Source organism: Sinorhizobium psoraleae (genome assembly GCF_013283645.1).
Lineage (GTDB): Bacteria > Pseudomonadota > Alphaproteobacteria > Rhizobiales > Rhizobiaceae > Sinorhizobium > Sinorhizobium psoraleae.
This window is the reverse complement of the sequence record NZ_JABEKV010000001.1, coordinates 361435-387277: the sequence shown is the minus strand read 5'-3', so window position 1 is coordinate 387277 and position 25843 is coordinate 361435. Positions and strand designations below refer to the sequence as shown.

The following is a 25843-nucleotide window of genomic DNA, read 5'->3' as shown; positions in this document are numbered from 1 at the left end:
AGGAAATTATGCGACGGCATCTTCTAACGACGACGGCAGCAATGCTGCTGGCTCTCACCGGCTCGGCCTATGCCGGCATGGATGAGGCAAAGGCATTCCTGGACAAGGAAATCGGCGACCTCTCGTCGCTCGATCGCGCGGCCCAGGAAGCGGAAATGCAGTGGTTCGTCGATGCGGCGAAGCCCTTTGCCGGCATGGAAATCAAGGTCGTCTCCGAAACGATCACCACCCATGAATACGAAGCGAAAACGCTCGCCAAGGCGTTCTCCGACATCACCGGCATCAAGATCACCCACGACCTGATCGGCGAAGGCGACGTCGTCGAAAAGCTGCAGACGCAGATGCAGTCAGGCGAAAACGTCTATGACGCCTACATCAACGATAGCGACCTGATCGGTACGCACTGGCGCTACCAGCAGGCCCGCAGCCTGACCGATTTCATGGCGAACGAGGGCAAGGACGTCACCAATCCGAACCTCGACATCGACGACTTCATCGGCAAGTCCTTCACCACGGCCCCGGACGGCAAGCTCTACCAGCTTCCCGACCAGCAGTTCGCGAACCTCTACTGGTTCCGCTACGACTGGTTCAACGATCCGAAGATCCAGGAGGAGTTCAAGGCCAAGTACGGCTACGACCTCGGCGTTCCGGTCAACTGGTCGGCCTATGAGGATATTGCCGAGTTCTTCACCGGCCGCGAGATCGACGGCAAGAAGGTCTATGGCCACATGGACTACGGCAAGAAGGACCCGTCGCTCGGCTGGCGCTTCACCGACGCCTGGCTGTCGATGGCCGGCAACGGCGACAAGGGCATCCCGAACGGCAAGCCGGTCGACGAATGGGGCATCAGGGTCGATGAGAACTCGCGTCCCGTCGGATCCTGCGTTGCACGCGGCGGTGACACCAACGGCCCGGCCTCGGTCTATGCGATCCAGAAGTATCTCGATTGGATGAAGGCCTATGCTCCGGCTGCCTCCCAGGGCATGACTTTCTCGGAATCCGGTCCGGTCCCATCGCAGGGTGAGATCGCGCAGCAGATGTTCACCTATACGGCGTTCACCGCCGACTTCGTGAAGCAAGGCCTGCCGGTGGTGAACGAGGACGGCACGCCGAAGTGGCGTTTTGCCCCGAGCCCGCACGGCGTTTACTGGAAGGACGGCATGAAGCTCGGCTATCAGGACGCCGGCTCCTGGACGCTTCTGAAGTCCACTCCGGACGACCGCGCCAAGGCCGCGTGGCTCTACGCGCAGTTCGTCACCTCCAAGACCGTGGACGTGAAGAAGAGCCATGTTGGCCTCACCTTCATCCGCCAGTCGACACTCGATCATCCGAGCTTCACCGAGCGCGCACCGAAGCTCGGCGGTCTGATCGAGTTCTACCGTTCGCCGGCCCGCCTGCAGTGGTCGCCGACCGGCACGAACGTTCCTGACTATCCGAAGCTGGCTCAGCTCTGGTGGCAGGCGATCGGTGACGCTTCTTCCGGCGCCAAGACGGCGCAGGAAGCCATGGACTCGCTGTGCGCCGAGCAGGAAAAGGTGCTGCAGCGCCTCGAACGCGCCGGCATCCAGGGCGACATCGGTCCGAAGCTCGCCGAAGAGCACGACCTCGAGTATTGGAACGCGGAGGCCGTCAAGGCTGGCAATCTCGCTCCGCAGCTGAAGGTCGAGAACGAAAAGGAAAAGCCGATCACCGTCAACTACGACGAGCTGGTCAAGAGCTGGCAGACAAACTAAGTCTGACGGCAACGGCGCCGCCCGAAATTTGGGCGGCGCCAAAATACGGGAGATGCGGCGCCGGGGCTGGAAACAGCCCCGGTTTTTTTCAGTGCTCGCCAATGCACGAAAGCGGAATGTGAGCGGCCAGGAAACGACCACGAACCAGCGCCGCGGCGGAAATCGCGCTTGTGCGGCAATGCGGTCGCGGCGTAGGAGGATTTGAAACAAGGACAGCATCGACGGACTGTCGTGATTCGACAGTATTACCGCCGATCAGGCGAAAACTGTTTCCCCTTTTTCAATAAAGAAATGATTCGGCATCACTGCCATAGTTTGCCACCCCACGCCTTTAGACGTGGGAATACATGCAAAGGTATTGGAGGAGATTACCTTGGCAAACAATATTGAGGAAACTGTTTCGCATACGCGGCCGGAGGATGAGAATCTCGGTATCGCAGCCAATCTGGCCTATGGCCTGCAGCACGTCCTGACGATGTACGGCGGCATCGTTGCGGTTCCATTGATCCTGGGTCAGGCGGCGGGCCTGAGTTCCAGCGACATCGGCCTCTTGATCACGGCATCTCTTTTCGCCGGTGGCCTTGCCACCATCCTGCAGACCATCGGCCTGCCGTTTTTCGGCAGCCGATTGCCGCTGGTCCAGGGCGTTTCCTTCTCGGGTGTCGCGACGATGATTGCCATTTCCGGCAGCGGAGGGATCGAGTCCGTGCTCGGGGCCGTCATGGCCGCGTCGCTGATCGGCCTTCTGATTACGCCCGTCTTCTCGCGGATCACCCGCTTCTTCCCGCCGCTCGTCACGGGTATCGTGATCACTACCATCGGCTTGACCCTGATGCCCGTCGCCGCGCGCTGGGCCATGGGAGGCAACAGCGCAACGCCGGACTTCGGCAGCCAGGCCAACATCCAGCTCGCGGCGGCCACGCTCGTGATCGTGCTCCTGCTGAGCAAGCTCGGCAGCGCATCGATCTCAAGGCTGTCAATCCTGATCGCACTGATCATCGGCACCGTCATCGCCTATTTCGCCGGCATGACCGATTTCTCGAAGGTGGCCGAGGGACCGCTCTTCTCGCTACCGACGGTGTTCCATTTCGGCTACCCGACCTTCGAGATCGCAGCGGTCGTCTCGATGTTCATCGTCATCATGGTGACCCTGGTCGAGACTTCGGCGGACATCCTCGCCGTCGGCGAAATCATCGAAACGAAAGTGGATTCGCGCCGTCTCGGCGATGGCCTCAGGGCGGACATGCTGTCCAGCCTCATCGCACCGGTCTTCGGTTCCTTCACCCAGAGTGCCTTTGCACAGAATGTCGGGCTGGTGGCCGTAACCGGCGTGAAGAGCCGCTACGTGGTGGCGACAGGCGGCATGTTTCTCGTGGCGCTCGGCCTGCTGCCGGTCATGGGCCGCATTGTCGCCGCGGTTCCAAGTGCCGTTCTTGGAGGCGCCGGTATCGTGCTTTTCGGCACCGTCGCGGCGAGTGGCATCCGTACCTTGTCGAAGGTCGACTACAACAACAACATGAACCTGGTCATCGTCGCCACTTCCATCGGCTTCGGCATGATCCCGATCGCCTCTCCCGGCTTCTACGAGCACTTCCCGGCCTGGGTCGCGACGATCTTCCACTCCGGCATCAGCTCCGCCGCACTGATGGCGATCAGCCTCAATCTCCTCTTCAATCACCTCTCCGCCGGAAACTCCGACCAGCAATCGGTGTTCGTCGCCGGAATGGAGCGGACGCTCCGCTATCAGGACATCGCGCGGCTGCACGACGGCGACTATTTCCTGAACGGCAAGCTTTATGACGCGAAGGGCATCGAAGTGCCCGTAATCGCCTCGGAAGCCCACTGACCGTTCGCGCCCTCGCCGGCGCATTACATTCTGGTCGGCGACGGCTGAAACCGTCGCCGACGGAGATGCCGGACACGCACCAATCAAGGAAGAACTGCATGACACAGGAACACGAAACGCTACCCTTGCTCGACGCCCTGCTGACGACGATGGAGCGCGGGATTATCCCGACAACGGAGGCCGGAGTGGCGGCCGGCAATAAGGTCTTCGGCGCCGCCCTAATCAAGAAATCGGACTTCTCGGTCGTCCTCGTCGAGACCAACAACGAAACCGAGAATCCGCTCTGGCACGGCGAAGTCCACACCTTGAAGCGGTTCTACGAAATGGCGGAATCCGACCGTCCCGACTCGGGCGACCTGATATTCCTGTCGACGCACGAGCCCTGCTCCATGTGCCTCTCAGCGATCACCTGGGCAGGCTTCGACAATTTTTACTATTTCTTCAGCCACGAGGATTCGCGAGACGCGTTTGCGATCCCGCACGACCTCAGGATCCTGAAAGAAGTCTTCACGCTCGAGCCCGGCGGCTACAACAGGACGAACGCCTTCTGGAAAGGCCGGTCGATCCCCAGCCTGATCGCCAGTCTTCCCGAGTCCGATCGCGCGTCGCTCGAAGAGCGCGCCCAGGCGATCGGCCGGAAATACGCCGAGTTGTCCGCGACGTATCAGGCCAGCAAGGAGAACAACGCCATTCCGCTGAACTAAGCGGCTCCCGCAATCAGGCCCCAGCGCGGCCGCGCCTGCTATTTAGGAGATCTCCCGGTTTCGGAGACATCTCCCGCGGATGCATCACATTTCGATCGGGACCGAAGCATCTATCTGTCCGACGATGTTAGAAGAGCGGCATGGATTCGCTTCAGGGATGGACCCGATGACCGCTGCCGCCAAGACAAACGTCGCCTTCGAACTCTTGCTTCTTCTCGCGCTTGCGACTCTCTGGGGCGCCTCCTACACCTTCATCAAGATCGGCGTTGAAACCATTCCGCCGGTGACGCTGATTGCCGCGCGCACCCTGCTCGCCGGCGCAATTCTTCTGGTGGTGATCGGATGGCGCGGCCTTTCGTTGGCCCGTGACACGGCCACCTTGAGGCGTTTTCTGTTCCAGGCCTGCCTCAACAGTGTCTTTTCCTTCACGCTGATCGCCTGGGCCGAGCGGACGATCGACGCCGGTGTGGCGGTGATCCTCAATTCCACCACACCCATCTTCGCCTTTCTTCTGACAGCTCTGATCACCCGGCACGAGCCCGTTACCGCCCGCAAATTCGTGGGCGTCATTGCGGGCATCACCGGCATCAGCCTGATCATTGGGCTCGAAGCCTTTCACGGCATCGGCGGCCAGCTCGTCCCGCAGCTTGCCGTAGTCCTTGCGACTATTTGCTATGCGGGGGCGGCGATCTTCGGGAAAAGCTTCAAGGGGCATGATCCGATCATACCCGCCGCGGGATCGCTTCTCGCCGGTGCGGTTTTGCTCGTCCCGACGAGCCTGATCGTCGATCGGCCCTGGACGCTCAACCCCTCGCCGGAATCGCTGATCGCGCTTATCTGCCTGTCGGCCTTCTCGACGGCACTCGCCTTCGTCATCTATTTCCGCCTGATCCACACGCTCGGATCCGTCGGCACGACGGCACAGGCCTATGTTCGCGTCCCGATCGGCGTTGCCATCGGAGTCCTGTTCCTCGGAGAAGCTCTTTCGGCGACGGCGTGGATCGGCCTCTGCTGCGTTATCGCCGGCGTCGCTGCAATGACCATGCCGGCGCGTCAGCGCGCAGCGGCGGTCGCAGCCAAGGGGTAATCCCTGTCAGTCCTTGCGCTTCCGGCAATAAAGCTCCAGCCGGTGGCGCACCAAGTCGTAGCCGAGTTCGGCGGCGATCTCTGCCTGCAGCTGTTCGATCTTGTCGGATCTGAATTCGATCACCGCGCCGGTCTCGATGTCAATCAGATGGTCGTGATGCGGCGCATCCGCCGTCTCGAATCGGGCCGTTGCACTCTCGAAGGCATGGCGCTGCACGACCCCCTGCTGTTCGAGCGCCGACAAGGTCCGGTAGACCGTCGACAGCGATACCGTTGCGTCGATTTCCTTTGCGCGCCGATGCAGTTCGCTGGCGTCGGGGTGGTCCTCGGCTTCGGCCAGAATCTTCAGGATTGCAGCGCGTTGGCGCGTGACACGCACGCCGCCGTCCCTGAGGATTCCTTCCAGCTCCTCGATGCGATTCTTGTTCTGTTTCATCTGGCGACACTAGCCAAGGGCGATCTGTTTGAAAATAGCTAGTTGCAAATGGTTCTCATTTGCATTGACTTATGCAAATCATTCGCATAGGCATAGGTTGGGTCAACTTGAGGAGCGACGGATGATCGATTGCACGAGGCGTATGATTCTGGCGGCAGCAGCGGCGGCGGCCGCCTTTTCCTTCATTCCCGGCGCGGCGCTGGCCCAGGAAAAATTCAAGGCTGTCACCACCTTCACGGTCATTGCCGACATGGCGCAGAATGTCGCGGGCGACGCGGCAATCGTCGAATCGATCACAAAGCCCGGCGCGGAGATCCACAACTACCAACCCACGCCACGCGACATTCTGAAAGCGCACGGCGCCAAGCTCATTCTCTGGAACGGGCTGAACCTGGAACTCTGGTTCGAAAAGTTCTTCCAGAACTTCGACGACATTCCCGGCGTCGTTGTCTCGGAAGGCGTCGAGCCGATGGGGATCGCTGAGGGTCCGTACACCGGCAAGCCGAATCCGCATGCCTGGATGTCGCCCTCGGCAGCTCTGATCTATGTCGACAACATCCGCGATGCCTTCGTGAAATTCGACCCTCAGAACGCCGAAACCTACAAGGCGAATGCCGAGGCCTATAAGCAGAAGATCGAGGCGGCTGTCGCGCCGATCCGGGCGGAACTCGAGAAGATCCCGGCGGAAAAGCGCTGGCTCGTCTCGAGCGAGGGCGCCTTCAGCTACCTGATCCGCGACTTCGGCATGAAGGAGCTCTATCTCTGGCCGATCAACGCCGATCAGCAGGGCACCCCGCAGCAGGTGCGCAAGGTGATCGACGCCGTGCGCGCCAATAATATTCCGGTGGTCTTTTCCGAGAGCACGATCTCGCCGGACCCGGCCGAACAGGTGGCGCGGGAGACCGGTGCGAAATATGGTGGCGTGCTTTATGTCGATTCCTTGAGCGAGGCCGACGGTCCGGTGCCGACCTATATAGACCTGCTGCGTGTTACCTCCGAAACGATCGCGAAAGGTCTTTCGCAATGAACCTTGAGGTGCAGGAGCGCGCCAAACCAGCGCCGGCATCAACGGACGAGGGTAGCGGCATCCGCGTCCGTGGCGCGACGGTGACCTATCGCAATGGCCACCGGGCGCTGCGCGACGCCTCCTTCGAGATCCCGACCGGCACGATCACCGGGCTCGTCGGCGTCAACGGCAGCGGCAAGTCGACCCTGTTCAAGGCGATCATGGGCTTCGTCAAGCTGGCAAAAGGCGAAATCTCGATCCTCGGGCTGTCGGTGCCGGCCGCGCTGAGGAGAAACCTCGTCGCCTATGTGCCCCAGGCCGAGGAAGTCGACTGGAACTTTCCGGTTCTCGTCGAGGACGTCGTGATGATGGGCCGTTACGGCCACATGAACATGCTGCGAATCCCTAAGAAGGTCGATCATGACGCGGTCGAGGCCGCCCTTGCGCGCGTCGGCATGAGCGACTTCCGCAAACGCCAGATCGGCGAGCTTTCCGGCGGCCAGAAGAAACGCGTCTTCCTCGCCCGCGCGCTGGCGCAGGACGGCCGCGTCATCCTGCTCGACGAGCCCTTCACCGGCGTCGACGTCAAGACCGAGGATGCGATCATCCGCCTGCTCATCGCCTTGCGCGACGAGGGCCGCGTGATGCTCGTCTCCACCCACAATCTCGGCAGCGTGCCGGAATTCTGCGACCGCACCGTGCTTCTGAAGAACACGGTGCTCGCCTACGGTCCGACGGCAACCACCTTCACCCGCGACAACCTCGAACTCGCCTTCGGCGGCGTGCTGCGGCATTTCGTGCTCGGCGGCGAAAGCCTGCACGACGATGCCGATCCGCGCCAGCTTGCCGTCATCAGCGACGACGAGCGCCCGCTCGTCATGTACGGCGCTCGGGACCGGATGGTGGCGCAGCCCGCAAAGCCGGAAACCGACCCTGAACCGGACGACAAATGATCGCGGCGCTCACCGAACCCTTCACCTACAGCTACATGCTGAACGCCATGTGGGTGAGCGCGCTCGTCGGCGCCGTCTGCGCCTTCCTCTCGGCCTACCTCATGCTCAAGGGCTGGTCGCTGATCGGCGACGCTCTCTCCCACGCGATCGTGCCCGGGGTCGCCGGCGCCTATATGCTGGGTCTCCCCTTCTCGCTCGGCGCCTTCTTTTCCGGCGCGCTCGCCGCGGCCACCATGCTGTTTCTGAACCAGCGCACGCGGCTGAAGGAAGACACGATCATCGGACTCATCTTTACCTCCTTCTTCGGCCTCGGGCTCTTCATGGTGTCGCTGTCGCCAACCTCGGTGAACATCCAGACGATCGTGCTCGGCAACATTCTCGCCATCACGCCGGCCGACACGCTGCAGCTTGCCATCATCGGCGTCGTGTCGCTCGCGATCCTCTGGGCGAAATGGAAGGACCTGATGGTGACCTTCTTCGACGAGAGCCACGCCCGTTCGATCGGCATCAACACGACCTTCCTGAAGGTCCTGTTCTTCACCCTGCTTTCGGCCTGCACGGTCGCAGCCCTTCAGACCGTCGGCGCGTTTCTCGTCATCGCCATGGTCGTGACCCCCGGGGCAACGGCCTATCTGCTCACCGACCGTTTCCCGAAGCTGATCGCGATCAGCGTGGCGATCGGTGCGCTGACAAGTTTTGTCGGCGCCTATGCGAGTTATTTCCTCGATGGCGCGACCGGCGGCATCATCATCGTACTGCAGACGCTGATCTTCATGCTCGCCTTCGTCTTTGCCCCGAAGCACGGGCTCATCGCCGCCCGTCGTCGCGTGTCCGAGGCGCTGGAGGCCGTACGATGATCTCGCTCGACATGCTTCTCGCCGTCTTCGAATTCGAGTTCATGCGCAACGCGCTGCTGATCTCGGTCCTGGTCGCGATCCCGACGGCCATGCTCTCCTGCTTCCTCGTTCTCAAGGGCTGGTCGCTGATGGGCGACGCGATCTCGCATGCGGTCTTTCCGGGCGTCGTCATCTCCTACATCGTCGGCCTGCCGCTCGCCGTCGGTGCCTTTGCCGCCGGCATGTGCTGCGCGCTGCTCACCGGCTACCTCAAGGAAAACAGCCGCATCAAGCAGGATACGGTAATGGGCATCGTCTTTTCCGGCATGTTCGGTTTCGGCCTGGTGCTCTACACCAAGATCCAGAGCGACGTGCACCTCGATCACATCCTCTTCGGCGACATGCTCGGGATCGGCTGGCGCGACATCCTGGAAACGGGCATCATTGCGCTCGTTGCCGCCGGCATCCTCGGGCTCAAATGGCGCGACCTGTTGCTGCACGCCTTCGATCCGGCCCAGGCGCGCGCGGTTGGGCTTCCGGTCGGATGGCTGCACTACGGCCTGCTTGCGATCCTGTCGCTGACGATCGTCGGAGCCTTGAAAGCCGTCGGCCTCATTCTCGCGATTGCCATGCTGATCGCCCCCGGTGCGATCGCCTTTCTGCTCACGCGCACATTCGGCGGCATGCTGATCGCCGCCGTGATCGTCGCGGTCTTCGCCTCCTTCTTCGGCGTCTACCTGTCCTTCTTCATCGACAGCGCGCCGGCGCCGACCATCGTAATGCTGATGACGGCGATCTTCCTCGCTGCCTTCGCCTATTCCACATGGAAAACGGCGCGCCTCGCCGACTCATTGAATTCAGAGCCCCAGCGCCCTCATGACTAAGTATCCACCCCGGCCACGCCGGGGCGGAAAAATACTCGTCCGGTCGCTCTCCAGTCAGGCGCTCATGTGCTTGTTGCCACGTCTTTGAGCGTGACATTCATTCAAGCGCCAACGGTTTCGCGTCGCGGAATATCGGCGCAAGCTGACGAGCAAGCTCTTCGCTCAACGTGCGCATATAGGTGGCTGTTACATGATGCTTGTCGTAATAGACCTGCACATTGCCAATGACCGCAGGGCACATTTCGGCGGTGCAGAAATAATCGGAAAAGTCCAGGAAATGCAGGTTTTCCTTGAAGGAGACCGCGCGTGTCGGACTGATCGGGGCGAGCACCAATTCCCGCTGCACAGCGCATTTCGGCGAGAAACGACCATTGATTTCCACGCATTCGGGCACGTCAAAGCCAAACCAGGGCGTGTCGCGCATTGCCACGACCGGAATTCCCGCCGCCGCCAGCCTCTCCCATTGCCGTTGATAACCAGCGGGAACTTCTTCGATGCCATCGACCACCCGTGTGGACGTGGTGAAAATCAGATCCGGCTTCGTCGACAACAATCTTTCCATCAACAGTTCGTTCCACTTGGTGCAGGCGTCCCGATGTGCCGACGCCTCGGAGGTCTCCTGCGAACCCAGCGCGCAACTGCTCTTGGTGTAGGTGACAATCTTCCAGTCCGGATACCGCTGCAAGACGCCCTGCAGCGCCGGTAGCCAATGCACGCTGTGCGAGCCGCCAACGAGCGCCAGGGTGTGGCTCGCCTCTCTCGGCCCGTAACTGCAACTGAGCAAGGCGGCACCCTGCAGAGACTGGTGGCAGCCATCCCGATACACGTCTGCATCGTCCCATTTTACGGTCATGGGTCCAGGATGGATGGGGACATCGCTCGAACCCGGAGCAAGCCCTTTGATCGCCGCACCGGGATAACGCTCGGCATCGGCGACACGCAGTTGCTCCTCCGTCATGCTTTGACCGGCCTCCACTCTCCAGACGAACAGGCCCGCAGCGATCACAGCAAGGGCGATGATCGTTCCGAACGCCGTCTGCAACGGGCGGTCATCATTTTTCCGTCCGCGAAAACGCGCCTCCACGAGCCGCGTTGTGAAATAGGAAAGGACGATGGAGACGAGCAGGACGACCATGCCCTCTATGGGACCGGCCGAGGTTTGATACGAGTAGGTGAGATAGAAGACCAGGATTGGCCAATGCCAGAGATAGAGGCTGTAGGATATGCCCCCGAGCCACACGAGCGGCCGCGCGGCCAGCAGTCTTGCGACACCGAACCGCAACGGCGGGCCATCGCCACAAACAAGGATTGCTGCGGCGGCGAGCGTCGGCCAGAGGGCGGCGTAGCCGGGAAAAACAGTCGATATTTCAAGCAAGATGCCACAACTCAGAATCGCCGCGAAACCGATCCACCCGCCGATCGTCCGCTGCACTGGCGACAAATTGATACCGGGCAGCAGCAGGCGACTGATTCCACCAAGTGCGAACTCCCAGATCCGCGCAAAGGTGTCGTAGTAGGCGAATGCCTGGTTCCGGGACGTGCCGTAGATCGAGTAGGCAAGCGACAGTGCGAACACACTTGTGAGAAACACCAGCAGGTCGGTGGGCGATGGTCGGCGCCTTATCGAGGTAAATACGGCAACAGCCGCTGCCAGAATCAGCAGGCATTGGACCTGGGCTGACATTGCCCAGTAATGCTGGACCGGACTTCCCACCTCGTCTCGTGCGAGATAGTCGATCGCCGCGTCCGCCAGAAACCAGTTCTCGAGATATAGCGAACTGGCCACAATCTGATACATGCCGGTTTGCCATCGCATTCTCGGCAGCCAAAACGGCGCTGACATCGCGATCACGGCAAGCACCAAAAAGGACGCGGGCAGAAGTCGACGCGCCAATTTGGTGGCAAAGAGGATGAGATCCACGCGATGCTTGGCTTCGGCCTGTTGCGCCAGCGATCCGATGAGCAGGTAGCCGGAGACGATGAAGAACACATCGACACCACCAGAAACCCGGCCGATCCATATATGATATATCGCGACCAAGAGTGCGCCGATTGCCCGCAAGCCCTGAATGTCGTCGCGCCGTGGCGCAGCGCGAATATTCGGCTCGGCAATCACTTTACGTCGGGCGTGGTAATCAGGTCGGGCTGCCAGGGCAGCCTCAGCAGAGCCTCGAAACCGCTTCGTAGATCCAGCCGCCAATCCGCGTCACTCTCTCGAGATCAAATTAGCCTATCCTGCATCAGCAGATTAAAATGCTGCACCGCACAAAACAATGTCAAGGGCGGGGATCGGAGATACGGTTCACTTTCGGCGTCGAGTGTCACAAAGGTTGATAGGTCTCCTGTCGAGCAACCTCCGCGATCGCAATCTGTGCAATTGTTTCAGACGCACAACATCGCCGCAGAACTTTGATTTGCTGCGTGTTTTAAGCTGCGATTTGGGAAACATGCCGTAGACCAGAAGCTCAGCCGCCGACTGTGGAATAGCCGCCCTCGCGCCTCAATCCGTTGTGAGATTTCGGTATGAGTGAAAGTGCAGATCGGGCGATGCTTCAGCCGCTCCGCGTCGCCTTCAATCTCTCCTCGTCGAGCGCGATGCCAAGGCCGGACGCTTCGCCAAGTTCCAGCCAGCCGTTTTTGTGCCGCAGCGGAGCCGCCATCGGATAATCGCGCCGCTGCTCGCTCCACTCCGGATTGTCGTAAGGGTATTCGAGCCACGGCGCATCACCCACCCCTGCGGTCAGATGAGCGTTCGCCAGAACGCCGATGCCATTGGTCCAGGAGTGTGGAGTGAACATCACCCCCGCCTCGCGCGCCTGCCAGGCGAGCCTGCGGCAGCCGGTGATACCGCCGACCAGCGCCACGTCCGGCTGGATCACATCGAAGGCGCGCTCCTCGATGATGTCGCGGAATTCATAAAGCTCCCGCGTCATCTCGCCGCCGGCGATGCGCACGGAGGTCGCATCGCTCAGCCGGCGCATGCCCTTGCGGTCGGAGCGATGCAGCGGCTCCTCCATCCAGTAGATCCCTAGGCGCTCCAGTTCCTTCGCGACCGCCAATGCGTCCTTGAAGGTCCAGGCAAGCGTCGTATCCCAGGGCATGCGCCAGCCCTGGTTGCAGTCGACCATCAACTCCAGCCGGTCGCCGACGCGGGTTCGGATCGCCTCCAGCGCCCGCACATCCTCCCGCCAACCGTCTCGCCCGCCGGCGGAGGAGGTGAAGCGAACCTTCATTGCCGGAAAACCCTCCTCCAGATACCTTTCGGCCTGGGCCGCCATCGCGCCCGGATCACGAAGCACGCCGGAAGAGGCATAAAGGCGCACCCGGTCCGCCCGGCCGCCGAGCATGCGCCAGACGGGCTCGCCAACGATCCTGCCTGCGAGATCCCAGAGCGCCAGATCCATCGGCCAGCAGCGGCCATAGTGGAAGTTGATATGCGACAGCACCTCATAGTGCCGCTCGAGATGGCGCGGATCCTCGCCGATGAAGAGGCCTTCGTGGCCCTCGAAGCCTTTCATCAGGTCACCCGAGCCGATGCCCTCGCGGCCTTCGTCGTCGCGCACCCGGATGATCGTCGCGTCGAACTGTTTGCGCGGGCGCCCGTCCCAGCTTGCCTTGAACGGCGGATCGAGCGGCAGACGGTGATGGGTGATCTCGATGGAAACGATCTTGCTCATGGCTCCTCCGATCCGCCTCTTTGTTCTTACGTCTTGCAAGTGGCTACAGCGCCGCGCGTCTAATCAGACGCGCAAAGGTCGCTGTAGAACTTTAAATTTCTGCATGTTTTTGTCCTTAAATCGATTTCGATTTAAGGAATCATGCGGAGCCAAACTGCTGCCAGATGGTCTTGTAGTCGCAGTATTTGTCGATCGCGTGCACAGAACGGTCGCGACCGAAGCCGGACTGCTTAAAGCCGCCGAAGGGCGTCGCGAAACTCGACATGTCGTAGGTGTTGATCCACACCGTGCCCGCGTGGATCGCTTCCGAGAAGCGATGCGCCCGATCCATGTTGCGGGTGAAGACGGCGCCCGCGAGTCCATAGACCGTGTCATTGGCGATCCTCAGCGCCTCCTCTTCCGTTTCGAAGGGAATGGCGGCGAGCACCGGTCCGAAGACTTCCTGGCGCGCGAGCTTCATGTCATTTGTCACGTCGACGAAGACGCCCGGCGAAACATAATAGCCTCCGGTTTCGTCCATCACGCGTTCGGCACCAAAGACACGGCGTCCACCCTCCTTCTCGCCGGCCGCAATCATCGAAAGCACCTTTTTCATGTGGTTCTCCTCGATCAGCGCGCCGATCTGCGCCGAAGGGTCGAGCGGATGGCCGAGCGTAATCTCGCGTCTGGTCACCGCCTGGATCTTTTCGATCAATGCTTCCTGCACCGAGCGCTGGACGATCAGCCTCGTCGATGCGTGGCAGGTTTCGCCGGAATTGTAGAAACAGCCCCAGGCCGCCGCACTCGCGGCCGCATCGAGGTCGGCGTCCTCGAAGACGACGAGTGGCGACTTGCCGCCGAGTTCCAGCGCCACACGCTTGACGTTCGACTGCGCCGCATAGCCCATGATCAGCTTGCCGACTTCGGTCGAGCCGGTAAAGGCGATCATGTCGACATCCATGTGCAGCGCCAGCGGTTTGCCGGCCTCCTCGCCGTAGCCGGTAACGACGTTGAACACACCCGCCGGCAGCCCCGCTTCGATCGCGAGCTCCGCGAGCTTGATCGCCGAGAGCGAGGATTGTTCGGCCGGCTTCAGCACGACCGAATTGCCCGCGGCGATCGCCGGCCCGAGCTTCCAGGCGTCGATGATCAGCGGATAGTTCCACGGGGTGATCGCTCCGACGACGCCTAGCGGCACTTTCCGCACCAGAGCCCGGGCATTCGGTCCCGTCGGCGCGATCTCGTCATAGAGCTTGTCGATCATCTCGCCGTAATACTGGATGCCGTCGGCTGCGAGCCGGACATCGACATTGAGCGATGCCATGATCGGCTTGCCGACGTCGAGCGTTTCCAGCATCGCAAGCTCCTCGCCGTGCTGCCGGATGAGATCCGCCCATTTGAGCATGATCTTCTTTTTCTCCAGCGGTTCCTTCTTGCGCCAGATGCCGCTCCCGAACGCGGCGCGGGCGGCCGCGACAGCCGCATCGACATCGCCGCTATCGCCGCGGGCGAGTTCCGCGCCCGGCTTTCCATCCATCGGCCGGGCGCGCATGAAGGTCGCGCCGGATGCCGAAGGCCTGTGCGCGCCGTCGATGAAGTGCCGCCCCTCAGGCTTCAGTCCCGCCAAGAGGTTTTCCCAATAGGCGCGCGTATATTCCTGGGTCATCTCATTGTCCTTTCGCCAGCGCCATCATCCTCGCCGCGAACCGGTCGATATCGCCATCGGTCACCTCGCGGATCGTCGAGCGGCGCATAGGCTGGTTTTCCGGGGCACTCATTTCGCGAGCAAGATCGGTCGCGGAAAAGGCATCGAAGGCCCTCGGCAGCGTGCGGGCAACGCCGCAGCGGTCCATCAGATTGGAGACGAAGGCCGGAAGATCGGCCAGCCGATCAAGGCCACAGGCCCTGGCCGCATGGTCGAGATCGGCCGTGTCCGCCTCGACAAGCCAGCCGATCGTCGCCTCGAAGCCAAGCGCGGTGGCAAGCCCGTGATGCACCGGAGCGAGCCCGGCCAGGGCATGACTGATATTGTGGGCAATCGCCGTGCCGCAATTGTCGATGGCAATGCCGGCGTAACAGGAGCCGAGCAGCACCTTGCCGCGGGCTTCCAGATTGGCGGGTTCCCTGATTGCCGTTTCCAGCGCGCCGGTGATCAGCCGCAGCGCCTCATGAGCGTAGAACTGGGCGCCAGCCTGCGTGTTGCGGTTGGTCGCCGCCTCGAAAGCGTGGACGAATGCATCGAGCCCGCACCAGGCGGTGAGACTGGCCGGCAGGCTCACCGTCAGCGATGGATCGAGAAGCACGAGATCGGCCTTGGTCTCCGCCCCCCAGATCCAGAGCTTCTTGCCTTCCGGCCCGGAGAAGATGTTGGTGGCGGAGGTCTCCGATCCCGTGCCCGCGGTCGTCGGCACCAGAATCTTCTTCAAACGATCTTTCGGCAGCGGATTGGCGGCGAGCGCATAGTACATCGGATCCCGGCCCGAGGCGGCACAACAGGCAACGATCTTGGCGATATCGAGCGCCGAGCCGCCGCCGATGCCGATCACGAGATCGGATCCCATCACCGTTTCAAGCGCCGCATGAAGGTGGGCGAGTTTCGGCTCTCCGGTGAAATCGGAGAAGATGCAGGCGGGGATGCCCTCCCGCTCGACGGCTTTCGCAATGCATTCGGCCAGCCCGGATTTTGCGAGGAAGCCATCGATGACAATGGTCGCGCGCCGCGTTCCAAGCCCCTTCGCGGCCTCGCCGATCGCCTGATGAATATTGTCTCCGAAGCGGATTTCCGGAATGAAGGAGGTGGAGAACTGCACGGGTCGTGTTCCTGGCTGGCCTTTGTCGCGGCTTTACCCTGCAACACAATCTGATATTTTCAAATCCGGTGAATTTTCAGCCTTTTTGATAACCTGAAGTCATGGAAAACCGTCTGCTCGATCGTATCCCGCTGGAAGCCTTCCGCGTCTTCGACGCCGCCAGCCGGCACATGAACTTTTCTCGCGCCGGGCGGGAGCTCAACATCACTCAGGCGGCCGTGAGCCGGCGCATCAAGACGCTTGAAGATCATCTGGGCAGTCCGCTGTTCAGCCGCCGCGGCAAGAACCTGGAACTGACACCGCAGGGAGAGCGGCTTTTCCAGCGGGTACGCGCCTCGCTCGATTATCTGGAGGAAAGCCTCGAACCTTTCGGTGGCGCCGCCGGCCAGGTGATCTCCATCGCCGCCAGCGGCTCGGTCTCCCATCTCTGGCTCGGCACACGGCTGCGCGAATTCGGCAAGGAGAACCCGGGTATATCGATCCGTCTCCTGACGACCGACAGCCCGTCCGAGCTTGCTTCGGAAAACAACGATCTGGTCATCCTCTATTCGACCGGGGACCATCCGCGCTGGTCGCTGACCTTGCTGATGGCCGAAGAGCTGGCGCCGGTGGCCTCGCCCGAATACCTCGCCGCCAGGGGCCTCGACGCGCCCGACCTGCGGCCAGAAACCATCGCGACGCTCGATCTCATCGACTACGACCGCTTCAATGCCCACTGGATTTCGTTCCAGAAATGGTTCGAGCGGATCGAGCGCTCCCGGAACGGCGCGAAGCCACGCCCGAAATATACGTTCTCGACCTATGTGATGGCGATCGATGCGGCATTGCGCGGCGACGGCGTGGCGCTTGGCAGCCTCGGCCTGGTGCGGGAACATCTCGACGATGGCCGCCTGGCGATGCTCGGCCAACGCAGCCTCGCCTCCGGCTACGGCTATTATCTCGGGCTGCCGCGCAACCGGCCGTCGACAGACGAGGTGCTTCGCCTCCACGCAGCACTGAGCAGGCCGGCATGAACGGCGTGCCTTACATGGACCAGCGGCTCCGGCGCAGTGAAACTTTGGCTGCGTGCTCTACCGCGCTCACGATTTGCGTCGGCCGGGCGCTTTTCAAGACGGGGCGCTGACACCGGATGGAGAAGAAGCAAAAAGGCCGTTCGGGCATCGCCTTTTTCTTCCTCGCCGTGGGGCTCGTCTTCACGGCGATCCTCGCGACCGTTCTCCTTGCCAACGAGCAACGCAACCTGAAACAACTCCTCACGGTTGCCGGACTGCCGACGACATTCCTGGAGGAGGCGAAGCAGGAGACGAAGCAAGCCGAGCCGGTGCGCGAACTCCGCAAGAAGCCGGAACCGCCGCGTGTGTTACTGCCTTCCCGGACCTTTGAGGATCTGCATACACCGGAACAGCAGTTTCTGCGCGAGATCCGCAGCGACCCGCGCGCGCTTTGCGAGGGCTTGCGCGAGGCGGGCTTTCGTGAACTCGAGTGGAAATCTGCGGAGAGCGGCCGGTGGGAATGCTCGTCGCTCGTGCCGCTTGCCCGACCTGGCGAAGACACCCCCTCGTCGATCTTCATCTTCGTCAAAGGCAGTGGCGAAGACGAGATCACATCGTTCCGCGTGAAGTTGAACATCGAACGCCCCGATGACACGCAGGCCGTCACCAGCGGCGCCGCCAAAGCCGCCTCGGTCTTCCTGACGCAGGTCCGCTGGGCGGATAGTGAAGGCATTGCCCTGCGAATCCAGGCGCTCAAGGAATTCGACGTCAAACGCTTCGGCAGCCGCATCCAGTTCAAGCAGGAATCGGGCGACGTTCCCCGCTACAATTTTCTCGCCAACCAGGCGGCGCGAACACGGCCGAAAAGTATCGCCGAACGCTTTTTCGATCGCGGCAAATGGCTGGCCCCGGGCGACGGTTCGGCGGTTTCCTTCGTGCGCGGTCCGGCAGCCTGGAACGTGCCGGACGCAGTGTCTGAGCCAAGCGGCGCTTCTCAATCCGCAAGCGAACAGCCGGAGCGTTGAAATGCCACGGCTCAGCGGTCGATGCGGGTGGAAAGAATGATCGACGACAGCGTCTTCTCGACCCCGTCGATTTCGCCGATGCGATCGATCAGCAGGTCGAGCTCGCTGATCGAGGCGGCCGCGACGATCGCAATGAGATCGAAACTGCCGCTGACGGAATGCAGCGTGCGGATCTCGCGGATGGCGCCGAGTTCGGGAGTGACCCGGCTTAACGCCCGCGGCGCGATGGTGATCAGCACATGCGCTTTCACCAGGCCTTTTTCATAGCTTTCCGAAAGCCGCACGCCATAGCCGGCAATCACGCCCTCGCGCTCCAGTCGCTCGATTCGCGCCTGTACCGTCGTGCGAGAAAGCCCAAGCCGGCGCGCGATCGTCGCCGTCGGCATGCGTGCATTCTCGCTCAGGATGGCCAGAAGTTCGCGGTCCTTGCCGGTCACTTGCATATCGTCGACTCTCTTTGGCGAATTGCCGAATATTGTTTGGCGATTTAGCCATATTGACGCTTCAAATCAACGTATCATCGAGGGAAAATGGGTCTGAAGCTCATACCCTGGGGAAAAGAATGAAAGACATTGTTGTCATCGGTGCCGGCAAGATCGGCTCCACCATTGCTCGCATGCTGGCGCATACCGGCGACTATCGCGTCTGCGTTGCCGATCGCAGTGCCGAGCAGCTGCAACAGGTCGAAAAGCACGACGCGATTTCGACCGCGACCATCGACATCGGCGACAGGAAGGCGCTCGTCGGTCTGCTAACCGGCAAGTTTGCGGTACTGAGCGCCGCTCCGTTTCACCTGACGGTCGCCATCGCCGAGGCCGCTGCCGAAGCCGAAATCCATTATCTCGACTTGACCGAAGACGTCGAATCGACCCGCCAGGTCAAGGCGATCGCGGCCAAGGCGAAGACCGCCTTCATCCCGCAATGCGGCCTTGCGCCCGGCTTCATCTCGATCGTCGCCAACGATCTGGCGAAGCGCTTCGAGACGCTCGAAAGCGTACGCATGCGTGTCGGCGCCCTGCCGCAATATCCGTCGAACGCCCTCAACTACAATCTGACCTGGAGTACAGACGGCGTCATCAACGAATATATCGAGCCTTGCGAAGCGATCGTCGAAGGTTCGCTGATCGAAGTCCCGGCGATGGAGGAGCGTGAGGAATTCTCCCTCGACGGCGTCACCTACGAGGCCTTCAACACCTCCGGCGGCCTCGGCACGCTCTGCGAAACCCTGAAGGGCAAGGTCCGCACGCTGAACTACAAGACCATCCGCTATCCCGGCCATGCCGCCATCTTCAAGGCGCTCCTGAACGACCTCGGCCTGCGCCATCGCCGCGAGGTGCTGAAGGACATTCTGGAGAACGCCCTGCCGACCACCACGCAGGACGTCGTCGTCATCTTCGTCACGGTCTCCGGTTTCCGCGAGGGCCGGCTGGTCCAGGAGACCTACGCCAACAAGGTCTATAGCGGCGTCGTCGCCGGACGAATGCAGAGCGGCATCCAGATCACCACGGCAGGCAGCATCTGCGCCGTTCTGGACATGCTCGCTGACGGCAAGATCGCGTCGAAGGGCTTCATCCGCCAGGAAGACATCGCGCTCGACACTTTCCTTGCCAACCGCTTCGGTCACTACTACGCGCAGAAGCACGAGACGGAGCGCGCCGCAAGCTGAGCTTTCGTCGGCGCGAAACGCGCGTGGCGTTTCCACCGCGCGTCCTCAGGATGAAACCCAGAAATGCCCGGATCACCTCCGGGCATTTTTCGTTTTTCGTTCACGGTAAAAATCTTGCACATGACGGTGAGAAAGCGCGCGGACTCCGCCTCGCAGCGCTTGTCGGCTGCCCGATCTGAGCCGTCCAATCGCGATGAGCTCGAAGGTGCGATTTCCCTAATTCGGGCCTGCCGGCCATCTCCTCCCCGCAAGCGGGGCGAAGGAGACTCGCGGCAAGCGCCAGCTCAAAGTTCACTCCCCCGCCTGCGGGGGGAGAGGGTCAGAGTGAGGAGCAATCCCCCCGCGTTAGCAAAGCCGAGCTGCCGCTCGCTCGACAGACTTCGAACGTCGCCATGGCCGACAGCGGTGATTGAACACAAAAAACCCCGCTCGAGGCGGGGTTCGATAGGCATTATCCCTTGTCGGGATGTCCCTTTCAGGCGGGGATGACGATCTCCCCGAGCTTCGTCAGTTCGGCGATGAATTGCTCGAGACGAGTCTTCTTCTCGTCGCCCGCACCCTCCAGTTCAGCACGAACTGCTTCGATGCGATTCTCCAGCACCGTGGGGTCGAGTTCGTCGACGTGGACGGCGGACTCGGCAAGCAGCGTGCAACCGGTCGGCAGGATGTCGGCGAAGCCGCCGAATACCGCAAAGCGTTCGGTCTTGCCGTCAGCCGTCTTCACGGTAACCACGCCCGGCTTGACGGTCGTCATCGTCGGCGCATGATTGGCCATCACGGTCATCTCGCCCTCGGTGGCAGGGATGACGACTTCCGTCACCTTTTCCGAAAGCAGCAGGCGCTCGGGGGAAACAAGTTCAAAATTGAAACTGTCGGCCATGACCATTCACTTCTGGTGCGCGCGCCACACAGGTGGCTGCGGCTGTGCATGTTCTCTGCCGCTTGCCGCGGCAGGATGAAAACCGCGGCGCGAAGTGCCCGCGCCACGGTTCACGATGCTGATTAAGCGGCTTCGGCAGCCAGCTTCTTTGCCTTCTCGATCGCTTCGTCGATGGAGCCGACCATGTAGAAAGCGGCTTCCGGCAGGTGGTCGTATTCACCGTCGACAAGGCCCTTGAAGCCCTTGATCGTGTCTTCGAGCGCAACCAGCTTGCCCGGCGAACCGGTGAAGACTTCGGCGACGAAGAACGGCTGCGACAGGAAGCGCTCAATCTTGCGGGCGCGGGCAACCGCCAGCTTGTCCTCTTCGGAAAGCTCGTCCATGCCAAGGATGGCGATGATATCCTGGAGCGCCTTGTAGCGCTGCAGCGTCGACTGCACCTTGCGCGACACCTCGTAGTGTTCTTCGCCGACGATCATCGGGTCGAGCATGCGCGAGGTCGAGTCGAGCGGGTCCACGGCCGGGTAGATGCCCTTTTCGGCGATCGAACGCGACAGAACGGTCGTTGCGTCGAGGTGGGCGAACGAGGTCGCCGGCGCCGGGTCGGTCAAGTCGTCAGCCGGGACGTAGATGGCCTGAACCGAGGTGATCGAGCCCTTGGTCGTCGTGGTGATGCGTTCCTGCATCGCGCCCATGTCGGTCGCGAGCGTCGGCTGATAACCCACGGCCGAAGGAATACGGCCGAGCAGCGCCGACACTTCCGAACCCGCCTGGGTGAAGCGGAAGATGTTGTCGACAAAGAAGAGAACGTCCTGGCCTTCGTCACGGAACTGTTCAGCGACCGTCAGACCGGTGAGCGCGACGCGAGCGCGTGCGCCCGGCGGTTCGTTCATCTGGCCGTATACGAGTGCGGCCTTGGAGCCTTCGCCACCGCCGTGCTTGTTCACGCCCGATTCGATCATTTCGTGGTAAAGGTCGTTGCCTTCGCGGGTGCGTTCACCGACGCCTGCGAAGACCGAGTAGCCACCGTGAGCCTTGGCGACGTTGTTGATCAGCTCCATGATCAGAACGGTCTTGCCGACGCCTGCACCGCCGAAGAGGCCGATCTTGCCGCCCTTTGCATAGGGAGCGAGCAGGTCGACGACCTTGATGCCGGTGACGAGGATCTGCGCTTCCGTCGACTGCTCGACATAGGCCGGTGCTTCCTGGTGGATCGCGCGGCGTCCCGAGGTTTCCAGCGGACCGGCTTCGTCGACCGGCTCGCCGATGACGTTCATGATGCGGCCGAGGGTTTCCTTGCCGACCGGAACAGAGATCGGGCCGCCGGTGTCGGTGACCGACTGGCCGCGAACCAGACCTTCGGTCGAGTCCATGGCGATCGTGCGGACGGAGTTTTCACCGAGATGCTGCGCGACCTCGAGAACGAGGCGGTTGCCCTTGTTATCGGTTTCCAGCGCGTTCAGGATCTGCGGGAGTTGACCTTCCTCGAAAGCGACGTCGACGACGGCGCCGATAACCTGCGTGACGCGACCGACAGCGCCGGTAGCCGCAACGACTGTCTTGGCGGAAGCTGCCTTACGCGGTGCAGCGGGCTTCTTCGCCGCTGCGGTTTCTTTCGGGGTAGCTGCCTTAGCCATAATTCTTACCCTCTTTCGTAACCTTAGAGCGCTTCCGCGCCAGAGATGATTTCAATGAGTTCCTTGGTGATCTGCGCCTGCCGCTGACGGTTGTAGTTGAGCGTCAGCTTGTTGATCATCTCACCGGCATTGCGCGTCGCATTGTCCATGGCGCTCATCTTGGCGCCCATTTCCCCAGCGACATTCTCGAGCAGAGCCCGGAAGATTTGCACCGAGATGTTGCGCGGGATGAGATCGGTCAGGATGGCGCCCGCGTCCGGCTCGTATTCGTAGATCGCCGATGCGTCCGCAGTCTCGGCAGCGGATACATCGCCAGCCGACGCCGGGATGAGCTGCTGCGCGGTCGGAACCTGCGAAATGACGGACTTGAACTCGGAGTAGAACAGCGTGCAGACATCGAACTCGCCCTTCTCGAAGAGCCCGATGACCTTGTGTCCGATCTGATCGGCGTTTTCGAAGCCGATCTTCTTGACCTCACGCAGGTCGACGCGGTCGATGATCAGCGACGCGAATTCCCGCCGCAGGATATCGAAGCCTTTCTTGCCGACGCAGATGATCTTCACGGTCTTGCCGGCCAAAAGCAGCTTGCGCACATGATCGCGGGCAAAGCGCGCGATCTGCGAGTTGAAGCCGCCGCAGAGGCCGCGTTCCGCCGTGCAGACGATCAGGAGATGCGTATCGTCCCTGCCGGTTCCCGTCATCAGCCGCGGCGCGCTGTCGTCCGCACCAACCGCCTGGGCGATGTTGGCGAGAACGGCAGCCATACGCTGCGAATAAGGCCGGGCGGCCTCGGCCGCCTCCTGCGCACGCCGAAGCTTCGCCGCGGCGACCATCTTCATCGCCTTGGTGATCTTCTGCGTCGCCTTGACGGAGGCGATCCGATTTTTCAGATCCTTAAGTGAAGGCATCCGTTGTCCGTCCTAAATGAAACCCGCTCAGGCGAAAGACTTGGCGAAGCTGTCGATTGCAGCCTTCAGCTTGCCCTTGGTGTCGTCGGAAATCGCCTTTTCCGTGCGGATCGTCTCCAGCACGTCCTTGCCTTCCGAGCGCAGGTAGGAAAGCAGGCCCTGCTCGAACTTGCCGACCTCATTGACCGGCAGCTTGTCGAGATAGCCGTTGACGCCTGCGAAGATCACCGCGACCTGCTCTTCCGTCTTCAGCGGCGAGAACTGCGGCTGCTTCAGGAGTTCGGTCAGGCGGGCACCGCGGTTGAGCAGGCGCTGCGTCGCGGCATCGAGGTCCGAGCCGAACTGGGCGAAGGCCGCCATTTCACGGTACTGGGCGAGTTCGCCCTTGATCGAGCCTGCGACCTGCTTCATCGCCTTGATCTGCGCCGAGGAGCCGACGCGCGAAACCGACAGACCGACGTTAACGGCCGGACGGATGCCCTGATAGAACAGGTCGGTTTCAAGGAAGATCTGGCCGTCGGTGATCGAGATCACGTTGGTCGGGATGAACGCGGACACGTCGTTGCCCTGCGTTTCGATGACCGGCAGAGCCGTCAGCGAGCCGGCGCCCTTGTCGTCGTTGAGCTTTGCAGCGCGCTCCAAGAGGCGGGAATGCAGGTAGAAGACGTCGCCCGGGTAAGCTTCGCGGCCCGGCGGGCGGCGCAGAAGCAGCGACATCTGACGGTAGGCGACAGCCTGCTTGGAAAGGTCGTCGTAGCCGATGAGCGCATGCTTGCCGTTGTCGCGGAAGTATTCACCCATTGCGCAGCCGGCGAACGGAGCGAGATACTGCATCGGAGCCGGATCGGAGGCGGTAGCAGCAACGATGATCGAATACTGCAACGCGCCGCGCTCTTCGAGAACCTTAACGAACTGCGCGACGGTCGAACGCTTCTGGCCGATAGCGACGTAGACGCAGTAGAGCTTGTCCTGCTCCGGGCCGTTGTCGTGGATCGGCTTCTGGTTCAGGAAGGTGTCGAGGATGATTGCGGTCTTGCCGGTCTGGCGGTCACCGATGACGAGCTCGCGCTGGCCGCGGCCGACCGGGATGAGGGCGTCGATCGCCTTGAGACCGGTCGACATCGGCTCGTGAACCGACTTGCGCGGAATGATACCCGGAGCCTTGACATCAACGCGGGCGCGCTGCTTGGCGTTGATCGGGCCCTTGCCGTCGATCGGGTTGCCGAGCGCGTCAACGACGCGGCCGAGCAGCTCCGGACCAACCGGGACGTCCACGATGGCGCCGGTCCGCTTGACGGTGTCGCCTTCCTTGATGTCACGGTCGGAACCGAAAATAACCACACCGACGTTGTCGGCTTCGAGGTTCAGCGCCATGCCGCGAATTCCGCCCGGGAATTCGACCATCTCGCCTGCCTGTACGTTATCCAGGCCGTAGACGCGGGCGATACCGTCACCGACGGAAAGCACCTGGCCGACTTCGGAGACTTCTGCTTCCTGGCCGAAATTTTTGATCTGATCTTTGAGAATTGCGGAAATTTCCGCGGCGCGGATATCCATCAGCCGACCTCTTTCAGTGCAAGCTTAAGGGTAGAGAGTTTGGTGCGAAGGGAGGTGTCAATCTGGCGGGACCCGACCTTGACGATCAGACCTCCAAGAATAGACGGGTCGACGGTGACGTTGACCGCCACGTCTTTGCCGGTGACGCCCTTGAGCGTCGCCTTCAATTCAGTTTCCTGCGCCGGGGTAAGCGCATGGGCCGACGTGACGTCGGCAGAGATTTCACCACGATGGCGCGCGGCGAACAGGCGGAACGCCTTGATGACGCCTGGCAGCACAAAGAGGCGGCGATTGCGCGCGACAACCTTGAGGAAGTTGCCGACCAGCCCGGAAAAACCGGCCTTCTCCACGATCGCGGATATAGCCTTGAACTGGTCGTCGGCAGAAAAGACAGGGCTGACGATCAGCCGCTTGAGATCGTCGCTGCCGTCGATCAGCGCCTGGACGCGATCGAGATCGGCGCCGATCGCTTCGATCGAACCGGCTTCGAGGGCAAGTTCGAAGAGCGAGGACGCATATCTTTCTGCAACACCGGAAATAAGCTGGGATGTGTCTGCCACGGGCACAAGCTTCTCTCAAATTCATCCAAGAACGTCAGCTGCGGCGAACCGCTGACTTAACATCTTGAATTTGCTGCAATAACTCGCAGGATATCGAGGCCGTTGCGACCCAATTCCCCGCAATTCGCGGTTCGTCTAGCATAGGATGTTTGGACTCGCAACACGCCAACGGCAGGAATGCGGCATAAGTCGACCCTGCGGGGCGAATTTTGCCGTAAATCCCGAACGGAACGTCGAAATCGTGCCTACGCGCGTCAGATCAGCCCGAAAACATAGGCAAGCGGCAGGATCGCAAGCACCGCCTGAATGGCAAGGGCGATCCAGTTGAAAAGTGTCCCGCCATTGTCGCTCATCATCGACAGGATCCGTCCGAAGGCGGCGAGCGAGAAGGCGGCACCGACGGCGAGATAGACCATCGGCTGGGCGAGCAGGATGGCGCCGAGGCCGAGGCCGAGATGCATGCCGCCCATGGTGGAACGGGCTTCCGCAAGACCGCCGCGGCGCCCCTCTGCAATGCCGATCCCGGCCGCACGAAAGGCAAGGCGCGGCGCAAAGAGCATGACGAGGCCGATGAGCGCGGCGGCCGCCGCCGCGCAAAATGCCAGCAACTCCCCGGTTTCCGTCGGAATGTAGAGCTCCATGCCGTCCCCGCTGATGAATCATCCTCA

23 protein-coding genes are annotated in these 25843 nt (G+C 61.7%); 11 read left to right on the top strand and 12 right to left on the bottom strand.

What is annotated here, in order from left to right; all coding sequences use genetic code 11:
* Positions 1-8: 8 nt before the first annotated feature.
* The 4 genes from ILFOPFJJ_RS01735 to ILFOPFJJ_RS01720 all read left to right on the top strand — a co-directional run bounded on the left by ILFOPFJJ_RS01735 (position 9) and on the right by ILFOPFJJ_RS01720 (position 5370).
* Positions 9-1733, top strand: a complete 1725-nt coding sequence (locus ILFOPFJJ_RS01735; RefSeq protein WP_173508860.1) for an ABC transporter substrate-binding protein — start codon at positions 9-11, stop codon at positions 1731-1733.
* 373 nt (positions 1734-2106) lie between these two features.
* Positions 2107-3579 (top strand): nucleobase:cation symporter-2 family protein, encoded by a 1473-nt coding sequence (locus ILFOPFJJ_RS01730; protein WP_173508859.1) that lies wholly within the window; start codon positions 2107-2109, stop codon positions 3577-3579.
* Between the two features lie 98 nt (positions 3580-3677).
* The gene (locus ILFOPFJJ_RS01725; RefSeq protein WP_173508858.1) at positions 3678-4283 is read left to right on the top strand and encodes a deaminase; all 606 of its coding nucleotides are present in this window, start codon (positions 3678-3680) and stop codon (positions 4281-4283) included.
* A 166-nt stretch (positions 4284-4449) separates the two neighbouring features.
* Positions 4450-5370 (top strand): DMT family transporter, encoded by a 921-nt coding sequence (locus tag ILFOPFJJ_RS01720; protein WP_173508857.1) that lies wholly within the window; start codon positions 4450-4452, stop codon positions 5368-5370.
* Positions 5371-5376: 6 nt separating this feature from the next.
* Here the strand turns inward: ILFOPFJJ_RS01720 and ILFOPFJJ_RS01715 are convergent, their stop codons facing one another.
* Entirely contained in the window at positions 5377-5805 is a 429-nt protein-coding gene (locus ILFOPFJJ_RS01715) for a Fur family transcriptional regulator (protein WP_173508856.1), read from the bottom strand.
* A 121-nt stretch (positions 5806-5926) separates the two neighbouring features.
* Between ILFOPFJJ_RS01715 and ILFOPFJJ_RS01710 the strand changes: the two genes are divergently transcribed.
* The 4 genes from ILFOPFJJ_RS01710 to ILFOPFJJ_RS01695 are packed head-to-tail and all read left to right on the top strand — an operon-like array spanning position 5927 to position 9484.
* On the top strand, positions 5927-6832 hold the full coding sequence (locus tag ILFOPFJJ_RS01710) for a metal ABC transporter substrate-binding protein (RefSeq protein ID WP_173508855.1): 906 nt from the start codon (positions 5927-5929) through the stop codon (positions 6830-6832).
* Positions 6829-7764 carry a manganese/iron ABC transporter ATP-binding protein gene (locus tag ILFOPFJJ_RS01705; RefSeq protein ID WP_173508854.1) on the top strand — a complete coding sequence of 312 codons (936 nt, stop codon included), beginning with the start codon at positions 6829-6831 and terminating at the stop codon, positions 7762-7764. The genes ILFOPFJJ_RS01710 and ILFOPFJJ_RS01705 overlap by 4 nt, the downstream gene beginning before the upstream one ends.
* On the top strand, positions 7761-8621 hold the full coding sequence (locus tag ILFOPFJJ_RS01700; protein ID WP_173508853.1) for a metal ABC transporter permease: 861 nt from the start codon (positions 7761-7763) through the stop codon (positions 8619-8621). Before ILFOPFJJ_RS01705 ends, ILFOPFJJ_RS01700 begins: the two co-directional genes overlap by 4 nt.
* Positions 8618-9484, top strand: coding sequence for a metal ABC transporter permease (locus ILFOPFJJ_RS01695; RefSeq protein WP_173508852.1), 867 nt, complete (start codon positions 8618-8620; stop codon positions 9482-9484). Before ILFOPFJJ_RS01700 ends, ILFOPFJJ_RS01695 begins: the two co-directional genes overlap by 4 nt.
* A 97-nt stretch (positions 9485-9581) precedes the next feature.
* Here the strand turns inward: ILFOPFJJ_RS01695 and ILFOPFJJ_RS01690 are convergent, their stop codons facing one another.
* The 4 genes from ILFOPFJJ_RS01690 to ILFOPFJJ_RS01675 form a co-directional block, all read right to left on the bottom strand.
* A complete protein-coding gene (locus ILFOPFJJ_RS01690; RefSeq protein WP_173508851.1) occupies positions 9582-11600 on the bottom strand; it encodes an acyltransferase family protein in 2019 nt (672 codons plus the stop codon).
* Between the two features lie 436 nt (positions 11601-12036).
* Complete coding sequence (locus ILFOPFJJ_RS01685; RefSeq protein WP_173508850.1) at positions 12037-13161, bottom strand: mandelate racemase/muconate lactonizing enzyme family protein; 1125 nt, start codon at positions 13159-13161, stop codon at positions 12037-12039.
* Between the two features lie 139 nt (positions 13162-13300).
* Positions 13301-14806, bottom strand: a complete 1506-nt coding sequence (locus tag ILFOPFJJ_RS01680; RefSeq protein ID WP_173508849.1) for an aldehyde dehydrogenase — start codon at positions 14804-14806, stop codon at positions 13301-13303.
* Between the two features lies 1 nt (position 14807).
* Positions 14808-15950: an iron-containing alcohol dehydrogenase gene (locus ILFOPFJJ_RS01675; RefSeq protein ID WP_173508848.1), complete on the bottom strand. Its 1143-nt coding sequence runs from the start codon at positions 15948-15950 to the stop codon at positions 14808-14810.
* A 101-nt stretch (positions 15951-16051) separates the two neighbouring features.
* Here ILFOPFJJ_RS01675 and ILFOPFJJ_RS01670 point away from each other — a divergent pair, with 101 nt between their 5' ends.
* Together ILFOPFJJ_RS01670 and ILFOPFJJ_RS01665 are read left to right on the top strand one after the other, a co-directional pair.
* Entirely contained in the window at positions 16052-16963 is a 912-nt protein-coding gene (locus tag ILFOPFJJ_RS01670; protein ID WP_246299439.1) for a LysR substrate-binding domain-containing protein, read from the top strand.
* A gap of 116 nt (positions 16964-17079) precedes the next feature.
* Positions 17080-17967: a DUF6030 family protein gene (locus ILFOPFJJ_RS01665; RefSeq protein WP_173508847.1), complete on the top strand. Its 888-nt coding sequence runs from the start codon at positions 17080-17082 to the stop codon at positions 17965-17967.
* Between the two features lie 11 nt (positions 17968-17978).
* Here ILFOPFJJ_RS01665 and ILFOPFJJ_RS01660 read toward each other — a convergent pair whose 3' ends face one another.
* Entirely contained in the window at positions 17979-18410 is a 432-nt protein-coding gene (locus tag ILFOPFJJ_RS01660) for an Lrp/AsnC family transcriptional regulator (protein WP_173508846.1), read from the bottom strand.
* A 119-nt stretch (positions 18411-18529) separates the two neighbouring features.
* Here ILFOPFJJ_RS01660 and ILFOPFJJ_RS01655 point away from each other — a divergent pair, with 119 nt between their 5' ends.
* Complete coding sequence (locus ILFOPFJJ_RS01655) at positions 18530-19633, top strand: saccharopine dehydrogenase family protein (RefSeq protein ID WP_173508845.1); 1104 nt, start codon at positions 18530-18532, stop codon at positions 19631-19633.
* A 475-nt stretch (positions 19634-20108) separates the two neighbouring features.
* Here ILFOPFJJ_RS01655 and ILFOPFJJ_RS01650 read toward each other — a convergent pair whose 3' ends face one another.
* The 6 genes from ILFOPFJJ_RS01650 to ILFOPFJJ_RS01625 all read right to left on the bottom strand — a co-directional run bounded on the left by ILFOPFJJ_RS01650 (position 20109) and on the right by ILFOPFJJ_RS01625 (position 25816).
* Positions 20109-20513, bottom strand: a complete 405-nt coding sequence (locus tag ILFOPFJJ_RS01650) for a F0F1 ATP synthase subunit epsilon (protein WP_173508844.1) — start codon at positions 20511-20513, stop codon at positions 20109-20111.
* 122 nt (positions 20514-20635) lie between these two features.
* Positions 20636-22150, bottom strand: a complete 1515-nt coding sequence (atpD, locus tag ILFOPFJJ_RS01645) for a F0F1 ATP synthase subunit beta (protein WP_173508843.1) — start codon at positions 22148-22150, stop codon at positions 20636-20638.
* A gap of 23 nt (positions 22151-22173) precedes the next feature.
* The gene (locus tag ILFOPFJJ_RS01640) at positions 22174-23058 is read right to left on the bottom strand and encodes a F0F1 ATP synthase subunit gamma (protein ID WP_173508842.1); all 885 of its coding nucleotides are present in this window, start codon (positions 23056-23058) and stop codon (positions 22174-22176) included.
* A 27-nt stretch (positions 23059-23085) separates the two neighbouring features.
* Positions 23086-24615: a F0F1 ATP synthase subunit alpha gene (gene atpA / locus ILFOPFJJ_RS01635; RefSeq protein WP_173508841.1), complete on the bottom strand. Its 1530-nt coding sequence runs from the start codon at positions 24613-24615 to the stop codon at positions 23086-23088.
* Complete coding sequence (locus ILFOPFJJ_RS01630) at positions 24615-25181, bottom strand: F0F1 ATP synthase subunit delta (RefSeq protein ID WP_173508840.1); 567 nt, start codon at positions 25179-25181, stop codon at positions 24615-24617. The genes atpA and ILFOPFJJ_RS01630 overlap by 1 nt, the downstream gene beginning before the upstream one ends.
* Positions 25182-25429: 248 nt before the next feature.
* A complete protein-coding gene (locus tag ILFOPFJJ_RS01625) occupies positions 25430-25816 on the bottom strand; it encodes an AGROH133_08824 family phage infection protein (RefSeq protein ID WP_173508839.1) in 387 nt (128 codons plus the stop codon).
* Positions 25817-25843: the final 27 nt, after the last annotated feature.

What these genes read in the sequence shown, in the direction of transcription:
- ILFOPFJJ_RS01700 (WP_173508853.1), top strand. Translation starts at nt 7,761, where the DNA reads ATGATCGCGGCGCTCACCGAACCCTTCACCTACAGCTACATGCTGAAC.
- ILFOPFJJ_RS01710 (WP_173508855.1), top strand. Translation starts at nt 5,927, where the DNA reads ATGATCGATTGCACGAGGCGTATGATTCTGGCGGCAGCAGCGGCGGCG.
- ILFOPFJJ_RS01670 (WP_246299439.1), top strand. Translation starts at nt 16,052, where the DNA reads ATGGAAAACCGTCTGCTCGATCGTATCCCGCTGGAAGCCTTCCGCGTC.
- ILFOPFJJ_RS01705 (WP_173508854.1), top strand. Translation starts at nt 6,829, where the DNA reads ATGAACCTTGAGGTGCAGGAGCGCGCCAAACCAGCGCCGGCATCAACG.
- ILFOPFJJ_RS01680 (WP_173508849.1), bottom strand. Translation starts at nt 14,806, where the DNA reads ATGACCCAGGAATATACGCGCGCCTATTGGGAAAACCTCTTGGCGGGA.
- ILFOPFJJ_RS01685 (WP_173508850.1), bottom strand. Translation starts at nt 13,161, where the DNA reads ATGAGCAAGATCGTTTCCATCGAGATCACCCATCACCGTCTGCCGCTC.
- ILFOPFJJ_RS01660 (WP_173508846.1), bottom strand. Translation starts at nt 18,410, where the DNA reads ATGCAAGTGACCGGCAAGGACCGCGAACTTCTGGCCATCCTGAGCGAG.
- ILFOPFJJ_RS01655 (WP_173508845.1), top strand. Translation starts at nt 18,530, where the DNA reads ATGAAAGACATTGTTGTCATCGGTGCCGGCAAGATCGGCTCCACCATT.
- ILFOPFJJ_RS01640 (WP_173508842.1), bottom strand. Translation starts at nt 23,058, where the DNA reads ATGCCTTCACTTAAGGATCTGAAAAATCGGATCGCCTCCGTCAAGGCG.
- ILFOPFJJ_RS01650 (WP_173508844.1), bottom strand. Translation starts at nt 20,513, where the DNA reads ATGGCCGACAGTTTCAATTTTGAACTTGTTTCCCCCGAGCGCCTGCTG.
- ILFOPFJJ_RS01725 (WP_173508858.1), top strand. Translation starts at nt 3,678, where the DNA reads ATGACACAGGAACACGAAACGCTACCCTTGCTCGACGCCCTGCTGACG.
- ILFOPFJJ_RS01625 (WP_173508839.1), bottom strand. Translation starts at nt 25,816, where the DNA reads ATGGAGCTCTACATTCCGACGGAAACCGGGGAGTTGCTGGCATTTTGC.
- atpD (WP_173508843.1), bottom strand. Translation starts at nt 22,150, where the DNA reads ATGGCTAAGGCAGCTACCCCGAAAGAAACCGCAGCGGCGAAGAAGCCC.
- ILFOPFJJ_RS01720 (WP_173508857.1), top strand. Translation starts at nt 4,450, where the DNA reads ATGACCGCTGCCGCCAAGACAAACGTCGCCTTCGAACTCTTGCTTCTT.
- ILFOPFJJ_RS01715 (WP_173508856.1), bottom strand. Translation starts at nt 5,805, where the DNA reads ATGAAACAGAACAAGAATCGCATCGAGGAGCTGGAAGGAATCCTCAGG.
- ILFOPFJJ_RS01695 (WP_173508852.1), top strand. Translation starts at nt 8,618, where the DNA reads ATGATCTCGCTCGACATGCTTCTCGCCGTCTTCGAATTCGAGTTCATG.
- atpA (WP_173508841.1), bottom strand. Translation starts at nt 24,615, where the DNA reads ATGGATATCCGCGCCGCGGAAATTTCCGCAATTCTCAAAGATCAGATC.
- ILFOPFJJ_RS01735 (WP_173508860.1), top strand. Translation starts at nt 9, where the DNA reads ATGCGACGGCATCTTCTAACGACGACGGCAGCAATGCTGCTGGCTCTC.
- ILFOPFJJ_RS01665 (WP_173508847.1), top strand. Translation starts at nt 17,080, where the DNA reads ATGGAGAAGAAGCAAAAAGGCCGTTCGGGCATCGCCTTTTTCTTCCTC.